A 12449-nucleotide genomic window follows, 5' to 3' on the forward strand; every position below is an offset into this window, starting at 1 on the left:
GAGCCGGATACATGGAGAGAAATGTCACGCTGGATTTTGTTCGTGGCATTGCCATTCTTGGTATCCTGCTCCTGAATATCACGGCCTTTGGACTGCCAAAGGCGGCCTACCTTAACCCCGCCTGGAGCGGCACTATCACCTTAAGCGACGCCTGGACATGGGCGGTGCTCGACCTGTTCGCGCAGGTGAAATTCCTCTCCCTGTTTGCGCTTTTGTTTGGCGCGGGTCTGCAAATGCTGTTACCTCGCGGCAAACGCTGGATCCAGTCGCGTCTCACGTTGCTGGTGCTGCTGGGTTTTATTCATGCGCTGGTATTCTGGGATGGCGATATTTTGCTGGCCTATGGGCTGGTGGGGCTTATTAGCTGGCGCATGATTCGCGATGCGCAAAGTGTGAAAGCGCTGTTCAATACCGGTCTTGCCCTCTATTTGATAGGCATTGTGGTCTTGCTGTTGCTGGGGGTTATCTCCGGCAGCGCACCTAATCGCTCGTGGCTGCCGGGGCCGGCCAATATCCAGTATGAAGTCTGGTGGAAAACCACGGGCAGCATGATGGAGGCCATTGGTAATCGTGCGGACATGCTATCCAGCGGCCTGTTGGCGCTGGGGGCGCAGTATGGCTGGGAGTTGGCCGGATTGATGCTGCTGGGCGCGGCGCTGATGCGCAGTGGCTGGCTGAAAGGGCAGTTCAGCCTGCGGCACTATCGCCGTACGGGATTGTTTCTGATAGCGCTCGGCGTTGCGATAAACCTGCCGGCTATTATCGCTCAATGGCAGCTCGGCTGGTCTTATCGCTGGTGCGCATTTATTCTGCAAGCGCCGCGTGAGCTGGGCGCACCTATCCAGGTCCTGGGATATACCGCGATTATCTATGGTTTCTGGCCACAGCTGTGCCGCTGGCGGCTGGTTAATGCCGTGGCCTGCGTTGGGCGAATGGCGCTGAGCAATTACCTGCTGCAAACACTCATTTGTACCACCCTGTTTTATCGTTTCGGTCTGGTAATGAAGTTTGATCGCTTGCATCTGCTGGCTTTCGTTCCACCTGTCTGGGCCGTCAATATTCTCTTCTCCGTGCTCTGGCTGCGCCGTTTCCGCCAGGGACCGATGGAATGGTTGTGGCGGCAATTAACCGCACGTGCTGCGGGGACATCATTGCCGCGCACATCCAGATAACGATCTGGATCACAATCATTAACAAAACGGATGTAACCGTTTCCATTCGTGTGATGCCACTCACGCAGCAACCTCTCGCCGACTGAGAGAATAGCCTCCTTGCTAAACAGGGGGTATCTGTGAGCTGCCGTAATCAACATAAAGGTTGGTCCCTATGATCACCATTCGTGATGTGGCCCGTCAGGCGGGCGTTTCCGTCGCGACGGTTTCCCGTGTGCTCAATAACAGTGCGCTGGTCAGTCAGGAAACGCGGGAAGCCGTGATGAAGGCAGTTGCGCAACTGGGCTATCGCCCGAATGCCAACGCGCAGGCACTGGCCACGCAGGTCAGCGACACTATCGGCGTGGTCGTGATGGATGTCTCCGACGCCTTCTTTGGCGCGCTGGTGAAGGCGGTCGATACCGTGGCGCAACAGCACCAGAAATATGTGCTTATCGGCAATAGCTATCATGAAGCGGAAAAAGAGCGTCACGCCATTGAGGTGCTGATACGTCAACGATGTAACGCGCTGATTGTTCACTCAAAAGCGCTAAGCGATGAAGAGCTTGCCGGGTTTATGGAACAAATCCCTGGCATGGTGTTGATCAATCGCGTCGTGCCCGGTTACGTCCACCGTTGTGTCTCGCTGGATAACATCAGCGGCGCGGTGATGGCCACCCGCATGTTGCTCAATCATGGGCATCACCGCATCGGCTATCTCGCCTCCAGCCATCAGATTGAAGACAACGACATGCGCCGCGAGGGCTGGGTTAAAGCGCTTGCAGAGCAGAGCATTGCCGCGCCGGATGCATGGGTCGGTATGGGCTCACCGGATATGCAGGGCGGGGAGGCCGCGATGGTCGAACTGTTGAGTCGCAACCAGCAGCTTACTGCGGTGTTTGCCTATAACGATAGCATGGCAGCCGGCGCGTTAACGGCGCTGAAAGATAATGGGATTGCGGTGCCACAGCATCTGTCTCTGATTGGTTTCGATGATATACCGATTGCCCGTTATACCGATCCGCAATTGACGACGGTGCGTTATCCCATTGCGTCAATGGCCCGTCTGGCCACCGAACTGGCGCTGATGGGGGCGGCGGGCAAGCTCGATCCTGAGGCAACGCACTGCTTTATGCCAACGCTGGTGCGCCGTCATTCCGTCGCCGCACGTCAATCTGTGGGAACGATCACTAACTTATGATGTTTGTTGATGTAACCGTTTTCAATCTGTGAGTAAATTCACAGTATCTTAACAAGCCGGTGACTATGATGTCAGCGTTTTAGAAGCTGAAACACGATGTAACGGTGATTATTCACTTTCACTGAGTCATTCAGCCTGAAGCATCGAAGAAAGCGCATTATTGGAGCGTTACCGAACACGGAAGAACGAATTTTTTGAGTGAACTTCGGCGAACAGTAACGTTTCATTAACTTGCTGTCCCGCCGATCATTATTCGCATGAACTACCCTGCATAAAAAAACCGGAGATACCATGAATAAGAAGGTGTTGACTCTGTCTGCTGTTATGGCAAGCATGCTTTTTGGCGCAGCCGCACATGCAGCTGATACCCGTATTGGTGTGACCATCTACAAATATGACGACAACTTCATGTCAGTTGTCCGTAAAGCCATCGAGAAAGACGCCAAAGAGGCTTCTGGCGTACAGCTGCTGATGAACGACTCCCAGAACGACCAGTCCAAACAGAACGACCAGATCGACGTTCTGCTGGCTAAAGGCGTTAAAGCACTGGCCATCAACCTGGTTGACCCGGCTGCTGCAGGCACCGTTATCGAAAAAGCACGTGGTCAGAACGTTCCGGTTGTGTTCTTCAACAAAGAGCCTTCTCGCAAAGCGCTGGATAGCTACGACAAAGCTTATTATGTGGGTACCGACTCCAAAGAATCCGGCATCATTCAGGGTGACCTGATTGCCAAACATTGGGCTGACAATAAAAACTGGGACCTCAACAAAGATGGTCAAATCCAGTACGTTCTGCTGAAAGGCGAACCAGGTCACCCGGATGCTGAAGCACGTACGACTTACGTTATCAAAGAGCTGAATGACAAAGGCATCAAAACTGAGCAACTGCAGTTAGATACCGCGATGTGGGATACCGCTCAGGCGAAAGACAAAATGGACGCATGGTTGTCCGGTCCGAACGCAAACAAAATTGAAGTCGTGATCGCGAACAACGATGCGATGGCAATGGGTGCGGTTGAAGCGCTGAAAGCGCACAACAAATCTTCCATTCCGGTATTCGGCGTGGATGCACTGCCAGAAGCGCTGGCACTGGTTAAATCTGGCGCAATGGCCGGTACCGTGCTGAACGATGCGAACAACCAGGCGAAAGCGACCTTCGATCTGGCGAAAAACCTGGCAGACGGTAAAGGCGCTGCTGACGGCACCAACTGGAAAATCGAAAACAAAATTGTTCGTATTCCTTACGTTGGCGTAGATCAGGGCAATCTGTCTCAGTTCATCGGTAAATAATTCGTTTTAAGCATGTTCTCACCGGGCGCAACAATAATAGTTGCGCCCTTATAATACGATATGCCAGGCCAACAAGGTACAATTATGGTCAGCAATAATACTCAGTCGTCCGGTGAATTCTTGTTGGAAATGAGCAATATCAACAAGTCTTTTCCAGGGGTAAAGGCTCTCGATAATGTGAATTTAAAAGTGCGTCCGCACTCTATCCATGCATTAATGGGTGAAAATGGCGCCGGTAAATCGACATTATTAAAATGCCTTTTTGGGATATACCAGAAAGACTCCGGTAGTATTCTTTTTCAGGGAAAAGAAATCGATTTCCATTCTGCAAAAGAAGCGCTGGAAAATGGTATCTCAATGGTTCACCAGGAACTTAATCTGGTGTTGCAACGTTCTGTAATGGATAACATGTGGTTAGGTCGCTACCCAACCAAAGGCGTGTTTGTCGATCAGGACAAAATGTACCGTGATACAAAAGCCATCTTTGATGAGCTGGATATTGATATCGATCCGCGTGCGCGTGTAGGTACATTATCTGTTTCGCAAATGCAGATGATCGAAATTGCAAAAGCGTTCTCATACGATGCCAAAATTGTCATCATGGACGAACCAACTTCTTCGCTGACCGAAAAAGAAGTTAATCATCTTTTCAAAATTATCCGTAAGCTGAAAGATCGCGGCTGCGGTATTGTTTATATCTCCCATAAGATGGAAGAGATCTTCCAGCTGTGTGATGAAATCACGATCCTGCGCGATGGTCAGTGGATTGCGACCCAGCCGCTCGAAGGGCTGGATATGGACAAGATCATTGCGATGATGGTAGGGCGTTCGCTCAACCAACGCTTCCCGGATCGCCAGAACACGCCAGGGGAGACGATTCTTGAAGTGCGTAATCTGACGTCATTGCGCCAGCCGTCAATCCGCGATATCTCCTTTGACCTGCGCAAAGGTGAGATCCTGGGTATTGCCGGGCTGGTCGGGGCGAAACGCACCGATATCGTAGAAACATTGTTTGGTATTCGTGAAAAAGCCACGGGTACGATTAAGCTACACGGCAAAAGTATTAATAACCACAATGCGAATGAAGCCATTAATAATGGTTTCGCACTGGTTACCGAAGAGCGTCGCTCTACCGGGATTTATGCTTACCTGGATATCGGATTTAACTCGCTTATTTCCAATATTCAGAATTATAAAAATAAAGTCGGTCTGCTGGATAATTCCCGTATGAAGAGCGATACCCAGTGGGTAATTGACTCTATGCGCGTGAAAACGCCTGGCCACCGTACCCAGATCGGATCGCTTTCTGGTGGGAACCAACAGAAAGTAATTATTGGTCGCTGGTTGTTAACGCAACCGGAAATCTTAATGCTTGACGAACCAACGCGTGGTATTGACGTTGGGGCGAAATTCGAGATCTATCAGCTGATTGCGGAGCTGGCGAAGAAAAATAAGGGGATTATTATTATTTCCTCTGAAATGCCTGAATTGTTGGGTATCACTGACCGTATTCTGGTTATGAGCAATGGTCTCGTTGCCGGAATTGTTGACACTAAAACGACAACGCAAAACGAAATACTCCGTCTTGCGTCTTTGCACCTTTAAGATCAGGGGCTCCTCATGAGTGCGTTAAATAAAAAAACTTTTCTCACTTATCTGAAAGACGGCGGTATTTACGTTGTTCTTTTAGTGTTACTGGCGATTATTATTTTCCAGGATCCTACGTTCTTAAGTCTGCTGAACTTAAGTAACATTCTGACCCAGTCCTCCGTGCGTATTATCATCGCGCTGGGCGTGGCAGGGCTTATCGTGACCCAGGGTACTGACCTGTCCGCAGGACGCCAGGTGGGGCTGGCGGCGGTAGTGGCGGCGACCTTGTTACAGTCGATGGAAAACGTCAACAAAGTGTTCCCGGAAATGCACACGATGCCGATCATTGCGGTCATCGGCATTGTCTGTGTGATCGGTGCGATCATCGGTCTGGTGAACGGCATCATCATCGCATACCTCAACGTGACGCCATTTATCACCACCCTGGGCACCATGATCATCGTGTACGGTATCAACTCCCTGTACTACGATTTCGTGGGCGCATCGCCGATTTCCGGTTTTGACAGCGGCTTCTCAACCTTCACGCAAGGCTTTATCGCGCTGGGTGCGTTCCGTCTGTCTTACATCACCTTCTATGCATTGATTGCTGTTGCTTTCGTATGGGTCCTGTGGAACAAAACCCGTTTCGGTAAAAACATTTTTGCTATCGGCGGTAACCCGGAAGCGGCAAAAGTGTCTGGTGTTAACGTGGCACTGAACCTGCTGATGATCTATGCCCTGTCCGGTGTGTTCTATGCGTTCGGTGGGATGCTGGAGGCGGGTCGTATCGGTTCTGCAACCAACAACCTTGGCTTTATGTACGAACTGGACGCCATCGCAGCGTGCGTGGTGGGCGGCGTCTCCTTTAGCGGCGGCGTGGGTACGGTTCTGGGTGTGGTGACCGGTGTGATTATCTTCACCGTTATCAACTACGGTCTGACCTATATCGGTATCAACCCGTACTGGCAGTACATCATCAAGGGCGGCATCATCATCTTTGCGGTGGCGCTGGACTCCCTGAAATACGCCCGTAAGAAGTAACGCTGTCTGTCCCTCTCCCCACGGGGAGAGGATATGCCCGGATAAGGCGTTATCACGCCCTGTCCGGGAGTTTCCGACCCGCTATTTTGACAGCGCATCGGCGGCGCAAATCAGCGCCAGATGGCTCAACCCCTGCGGCACGTTGCCGCGCCACTCGCCACTGCGCACATCGAACATCTCATTAAACGTCTCCACGTTACCCTTATCGCACAGCGTCTTCAGGATAGTGTCCATATAGCGCCGCGCGCGGGCTTTATCTCCCATCTCCGCCAGCGCCTCCACCAGCCAGAATGAACAGGCGACAAAGGTGCTCTCCTCCTGCTCGACACCGCTGTAGCGATAGAGCATGGGTTCGCCATGCCCCAGTTCATCAACAAGGGCGTTGAGGGTGGAACGCATGCGCTGCACATTACAATGCTTACCATAATGCCAGGTAAGGCAGAGCGAGGCGTCGAGCCGATCACTGCCGGCATAAAAGGTGTATGACTGCTTTTTCTCTGACCAGCAATGTGCCTCAACCCACGCCTGGATGCGCGATTTTTCGCGATCCCAGCGGGCAACCCACGTGGCTTCCAGATGCCCCTCTCGCGCCAGATGTGCGGCAATATCCAGCGTAATCCAGCAGGTGATTTTAGAGTGGGTATAGTGCTGCAAGTCGTGCAATTCCCAGATGCCGGAATCCTCCTGTTTCCAGATATCGGCGCAGGTATTCGCCAGCGCGGCGAGCAGTCGGGCGGTGGTGAGATCCAGTACATGTCCGGCGCGGACAAACAGCAGGGCGGTAGCCAGCAAATCGCCATACATACTGAGTTGCTGCTGGTCGCGGGCGTTATTACCTATACGCACCGGGTGTGAGTTTTTATAGCCGCTTAGCGGCGGGTAGCTTTCCGCCGGAACGATACCGCCATCAAGGGTATAGCAAACGCGCACTTTGCCGTCATGGCGCAGGATCGTGTTGGTAAGCCATGAGAAGGCCGCCTTGCACTCCTCCAGCGCGCCGATAACGGTAAAAGCGCGGATGATCATGCAGGCATCTCGCGTCCACGCGTAACGGTAGTCATAGTTTTTCTCGCCGCCGATGCCTTCCGGCAGCGATGTGGTGGGCGCTGCCGCCAGGGCGCCGGTCGGGGAATAGAGCAGAAACTTTAGCGCCAGCGCCGACCGCTTGACGTGCTCGGGAAACAGCCCCTGGTAGGTCAGGCTTTCGCACCATAGCTGCCAGACGTGGTCGGATATATCAATATGACCGTCAATCTTTTCAAGAGACGGCACCGCAAGCGGCTCTTTATGACTGACCAGCAACGCCACCAGCGAACGTACGCCCTCGCGGGCGATAAGCGTTCCTTCAATCGCGTGGTCATCGAAATGGGTAAGGGAAACATCGTCAGAGGTCCGCAGCATCGCCATTAAATCACCAATGTGGATGACCTGGCCTTTGTCGGTGCTCTGAATCCAGGGAGAGCGGGTACAGGCTGCTGTTCCCGGCACAAAACTCACCCGCAGTTCGACTTCGCCAGTGAGGCCCTCTACGCGTCTAGCCAGTTCACACCACGGCAGGCGTCCGGCGTAATTGCTGTTGAGGGATTCGGTTAACATCACGCTACCCGATGCAGTCTGATAGCAGGTTTCCAGTATATTGCTGTTTTCCCGGTAGCGGCGTTCAACGCGATAGTCGCCGGTGGGTTCAATCTGGAAGAAACCGCCACTGGCGGCGTCAAGAATGCGATCGAACAGTGGCGGGGAGTCCATATTGGGGGCGCACCACCAGTCAATCGCGCCATCAGGGGCGATCAACGCCACCGAACGGCCATCGCCAATGGCAGCGTAATCACCCAGCCCCGCGTAGCCATCATGACGCGGCGGATGAGTATACGACTCGTTCTTCATCTTTTCTCCTGGTCATAAGTATGGCGGCCATCTGCCGCCAAAAATAAGTGCCTGGATCAAGCGTAACCAGGATTGGCGATAGCGCAGGGAAATGACCTGTCTTTTCATTACGCTGACTGGAAGTTGCTGATGATCTACTCCCGTTTACCGTTTGCGCTCACGGCGGCAGGTCTACGTTCGGATTGCAGATTGCGGGCAAAAGCGGAGCAGGGCGCAATGCCGGAAAAGATGAGAAATTTAAAGCAAAACCGAGGTGAGATTGAACGTGTACCAAGAAAATGATTAACCGGAAACCCAAGGGTAAGCCCAAAAGCCATGGCAGGCCGAAGCCTGCCACAGGTATTACAGCGTACCGGTGCCGCCGTCAGAGCACCAGACCTGGCCAGAAGAGTATGAACTTTCATCTGAGGCAAACAGCACATATAGCGGGGCGATTTCCACGGGTTGACCGGGACGGCCAAGCGGTGCGGATGCGCCAAATTGTTTCACTTTTTCCTCAGGCTGACCGCCACTGGATTGCAGCACTGTCCAGTATGGCCCCGGCGCTACGGCGTTGACGCGAATCCCTTTTTCGCCAAGCTGCTGCGCCAGCGCTTTGGTAAAGGCGACGCCGCAGGCTTTGGTTTGCGCGTAATCCAGCAGAATAGGGCTGGGCTGGTATGCCTGAACCGAGGTGGTATTGATAATGACCGCCCCCTCCTGTAAATGGGGGATGGCGGCTTTGGTTATCCAGAACGGCGCATAAACGTTTGTCTTAAAGGTGGCATCAAACGCTTCGGTGGTCAGATCCTCAATGGATTCGCAGTATTGTTGGCGTCCGGCATTATTAACCAGAATCTCCAGACCTCCCAGTTCCCGGACGGCGCTGGCGACGAGCTGCTGGCAAAACGCTTCGTCACGCACATCGCCCGGCAACGCGACTGCTTTTCGTCCTTCTGCGGCGATTAAGGCAATCACCGCTTCGGCATCGGCTTGTTCTTCAGGTAAATAATTAATGGCTACGTCTGCGCCCTCACGAGCGAAAGCGATAGCAACGGCCCGACCGATACCGGAATCACCGCCGGTAATTAACGCGCGCTTACCTGCCAGCCTTCCTGAACCGACATAACTTGTTTCCCCATGATCCGGAATAGGTTTCATCTCGGACGCTAATCCAGGCGGCTGTTGTGGCTGTGCCGGAAAAGGAGGACGTGGGTAATGAAGATGTTTCTTATCCGCAGGTGACATAATTATTTTCCTCTTTTGCAAACCAGAATTTTAAGGTAGACCTTAATATTGATTCGCGCTATCTGAACAGAAATAACGAAACGTTTTTTTTAATTTTTATACAAACGAAGTACGCAGATTTCTTTATTTTCTGTAAAGCGATAACTAGCGAGGCGGTTATTTCTTACAGGTGTTTCGTCAAGGATATATTTTCCGTTTGTCCTTTTTTTGAACATAAGAGTAACAAGGTGTTAACTGATAACCTCCTGTTGAATAACATATATTCAGAATTTACTTAGGCTGATAATTAATAAACGTGAGGATATTGCAGATCGAATAATAAATTCACTTTTACGTTAAAAGTTCACCTATTATCTATTGTTAATTTTTTCATTTCGGTGCTACGCTCTTTGAGTCACAACATTCACAAGGAGATTAGGATGAACAATGAATCAGCATTTCCTGCATTTCCCGTTAATGGATGGCAGGTGGGAACAGTGGAAGATTTGAATGGCGTGGTTATTCGTTTTGGTTACAGTACTTCCCCTCATGCACCGGGCGGTTCAACGTTCGAGTCGCAGTTTTTTAGTCTGACGCCGGAGAAGGTCAAAAGCCTCATTTATGATCTCCAGGTTAGTCTGCATAAGTATGAAGAAAAAGTTGCCTGACACCCCTCAGTTTATGAATAATTAACATTGCAGCAGCTGTGGTTCATTACAGTCTGCTGCTCATTATTTTAGGCATCTTACTCATTTATTTGTTAATTTCACTAAAAAATAGTTAAGTGCCGCTACGTTGTTGCTTAAGCCAATTCTTAATGTTGGCGTATTACCTGCTTCTTACGCTATATACTATAGTTGAGCAAGCCGTTGTAATGCTGAGCTGGAGCGCCTATGAATGTTGTGTATTTTAAAGTTGATTACCCGCCGCACGAAAGACAAACCTCAAATCACTACTATTTAAAATCCGTGCAATTACTGCGGGATAATGCTGTTGTTGCTGACCTTGGTGATCTGACAATAACTCATTTGCCCGCCTGGTTTTATACCGTTATCCCAACTGGCTTTAGTAAAATTGAATTTTCAATGAAGAATAGATCGCAGTTGCGGATTGAATGCCAGGCGGGTTACTTACGAACGGGTGAGTATATTGTCTCGACGCCGGGCGGCGAAGTCACATTGCCGTTTAATGCGCTGACCGGACTCTGGACGCTAAATAAGCAAGAAGAAGAACATATCAACCATCAGGAATTTATGGCGCGCAAGTATTCGCTTATACGCCCCGCTAAAATACTTACGCGCGGTGTTTCAGTCTTCTGATACGAAGTTGTGAGATATCTAGTTATTTTTCTTTTCTAAATCAAGCAACTGCTCGACGGTCACCGCCGGGTAGCCCTGCGCATCGTCCGGGACTTCCTGCAATGAGGGAATAGGTTCCAGCGGGCCTAAGAAACGGGGTTCACGTTTGAACACATATAAATCAGCGAGCGTCCCCAGACGTGCGCCAAATTCACGGACGCGTACGCTCCACATATTTTTCGGCGAAGGTACGGCATAGCATTGCGCCTGGATGCCCATATGCAGGGCAATAAAGAGCGCACGCTCGCAGTGGAAGCGTTGGGTGATAATAATAAAATCGTTGGTATCGAAAACCTTACGCGTACGAACAATCGAATCGAGTGTCCGAAATCCCGCATAGTCCAGTACGATATCCGAAGGGTCAACGCCTGCGGCAATCAGGTCTTTACGCATGGTGACGGGCTCATTATAGCTTTGCAGCGCATTATCGCCGCTTAACAGCAAGTAATTCACTTTGCCACTGTTGTAGGCATTCAGCGCGCCCTGAATACGATACCGGTAATACTGATTAATCACGCCAGTGCGGTAATATTTTGCCGTGCCCAGCACCACCCCCACCTGACGCCAGGGCAAATCCTGCAGGTCATCGTAGATATAGGGGGCCGTTTTCCAGCTCATCCAGCGGTCTAAGCCGAGCGCAGACAACAGCAGTAAGCCGATAAGGACCAACAGGCTGTATACAAAGCGCTTTAGCATGCGGACAAACTCGATACAGGGTTAAATTTCACTCAAGGCTACTTTACCCGTTCGGCAATCGCAAGAAACGGGCGTTCAATTGCGGGGTTTTTCATCACTGCGGGCAAAATGCCCGCAGTTAAGGGATCAGTCGAGCAAAATGCGCTCAACGTTCTGACAACCCAGAGCGCGCAACGTGGCGACAGTCGCGTCCCATTGGGTGAGAGGGGCATCGGCTTTTTCTGCGAGGACCGCTCGCTGCATATCCGGGTAGTCGTACCCGGCAAGGCTCATCAGATTCAATGCGCCCTGTAGCGGCGGCAATGTCGGGTTAAACGCGGCATTTTCGGCATAGCTGCCGCTGAAAATGCGCCCATTGCGACACTCGATAGCCACCCCTGACGGTGATTGTGTATACGGCGTATGGCTTTTGTTAGCGGCTGCGATGGCCGCCTGAGAGAGTGCATCTCCGCTCAGGGTGAACCCGTGGTCCTGGTCATCAAGTAGCAGGGTTTTGATCTCAAGATCTTTAGGGCCGAAGGCATCCGGCAAATAATCACCCAGGGTATGCGGCGTACGTCCCGGTAAGTTAATACGAAGCGTCAGGCCGCTGTTCAGTTCATTCATAAACTGGCGACAGTGACCACAGGGGGTGTAATTAACGGTAATGGAGGCCAGCGCTTTTTCGCCGCGCTGCCAGGCGTGGCTGATGGCGCTTTGCTCAGCATGGACGGTTTGCTGCATGGTGGCACCAAGAAATTCCATATTACTGCCAAAATACCAGGTGCCGCTGACGCCGCGAGCAATCGCGCCGACATTAAAGTGCGAAAGCTCAGTACGCGCACAGGCTGCTGCTAACGGTAACAGAGCGAAAGCCAATGCGTCTTCGTCCATCCCCGTGGCGTTAAGCAGAGTCGATACCTGTTCTGCGCTTAACATCGCGGGAAAATCCGCGTCCGCCAGCAGCGGTGCCAGTGCGGCCTGTAAATTCTCCGCAAGGGTCGGAAACGCAGTGTGAAAACGTGAATGCATGGCGTTGCCTCATAACAA

At 51.6% G+C, this 12449-nt stretch carries 11 protein-coding genes; 7 read left to right on the forward strand and 4 right to left on the reverse strand.

Annotated features, from left to right (window positions below):
* Positions 1-11 precede the first annotated feature (11 nt).
* The 5 genes from yeiB to mglC all read left to right on the forward strand — a co-directional run bounded on the left by yeiB (position 12) and on the right by mglC (position 6273).
* Positions 12-1172: a DUF418 domain-containing protein YeiB gene (gene yeiB / locus L2097_RS02080; RefSeq protein ID WP_047369541.1), complete on the forward strand. Its 1161-nt coding sequence runs from the start codon at positions 12-14 to the stop codon at positions 1170-1172.
* Positions 1173-1326: 154 nt separating this feature from the next.
* Complete coding sequence (galS, locus tag L2097_RS02085) at positions 1327-2352, forward strand: HTH-type transcriptional regulator GalS (RefSeq protein WP_047369542.1); 1026 nt, start codon at positions 1327-1329, stop codon at positions 2350-2352.
* Positions 2353-2643: 291 nt separating this feature from the next.
* Complete coding sequence (gene mglB / locus L2097_RS02090; protein WP_047369543.1) at positions 2644-3642, forward strand: galactose/glucose ABC transporter substrate-binding protein MglB; 999 nt, start codon at positions 2644-2646, stop codon at positions 3640-3642.
* Positions 3643-3726: 84 nt separating this feature from the next.
* Entirely contained in the window at positions 3727-5247 is a 1521-nt protein-coding gene (gene mglA / locus L2097_RS02095) for a galactose/methyl galactoside ABC transporter ATP-binding protein MglA (RefSeq protein WP_047369544.1), read from the forward strand.
* Between the two features lie 15 nt (positions 5248-5262).
* Complete coding sequence (mglC, locus tag L2097_RS02100) at positions 5263-6273, forward strand: galactose/methyl galactoside ABC transporter permease MglC (protein ID WP_047369545.1); 1011 nt, start codon at positions 5263-5265, stop codon at positions 6271-6273.
* Between the two features lie 81 nt (positions 6274-6354).
* Here the strand turns inward: mglC and L2097_RS02105 are convergent, their stop codons facing one another.
* Both L2097_RS02105 and L2097_RS02110 read right to left on the reverse strand, forming a co-directional pair.
* The gene (locus L2097_RS02105) at positions 6355-8160 is read right to left on the reverse strand and encodes a glycoside hydrolase family 15 protein (RefSeq protein WP_047369546.1); all 1806 of its coding nucleotides are present in this window, start codon (positions 8158-8160) and stop codon (positions 6355-6357) included.
* Positions 8161-8502: 342 nt separating this feature from the next.
* On the reverse strand, positions 8503-9387 hold the full coding sequence (locus L2097_RS02110; protein ID WP_047369547.1) for an SDR family oxidoreductase: 885 nt from the start codon (positions 9385-9387) through the stop codon (positions 8503-8505).
* Positions 9388-9806: 419 nt separating this feature from the next.
* Here L2097_RS02110 and L2097_RS02115 point away from each other — a divergent pair, with 419 nt between their 5' ends.
* Both L2097_RS02115 and L2097_RS02120 read left to right on the forward strand, forming a co-directional pair.
* On the forward strand, positions 9807-10034 hold the full coding sequence (locus L2097_RS02115) for a BssS family protein (RefSeq protein ID WP_047369548.1): 228 nt from the start codon (positions 9807-9809) through the stop codon (positions 10032-10034).
* 225 nt (positions 10035-10259) lie between these two features.
* The gene (locus L2097_RS02120) at positions 10260-10685 is read left to right on the forward strand and encodes a hypothetical protein (RefSeq protein ID WP_047369549.1); all 426 of its coding nucleotides are present in this window, start codon (positions 10260-10262) and stop codon (positions 10683-10685) included.
* Between the two features lie 18 nt (positions 10686-10703).
* Here the strand turns inward: L2097_RS02120 and sanA are convergent, their stop codons facing one another.
* Together sanA and cdd are read right to left on the reverse strand one after the other, a co-directional pair.
* Entirely contained in the window at positions 10704-11420 is a 717-nt protein-coding gene (gene sanA, locus L2097_RS02125) for an outer membrane permeability protein SanA (protein WP_047369550.1), read from the reverse strand.
* 126 nt (positions 11421-11546) lie between these two features.
* Positions 11547-12431 carry a cytidine deaminase gene (cdd, locus tag L2097_RS02130; protein ID WP_085005315.1) on the reverse strand — a complete coding sequence of 295 codons (885 nt, stop codon included), beginning with the start codon at positions 12429-12431 and terminating at the stop codon, positions 11547-11549.
* Positions 12432-12449 lie beyond the last annotated feature (18 nt).

Origin of the sequence: Citrobacter sp. MNAZ 1397, from assembly GCF_023613995.1 — a bacterium.
In the GTDB taxonomy this organism is placed as follows: domain Bacteria; phylum Pseudomonadota; class Gammaproteobacteria; order Enterobacterales; family Enterobacteriaceae; genus Phytobacter; species Phytobacter ursingii.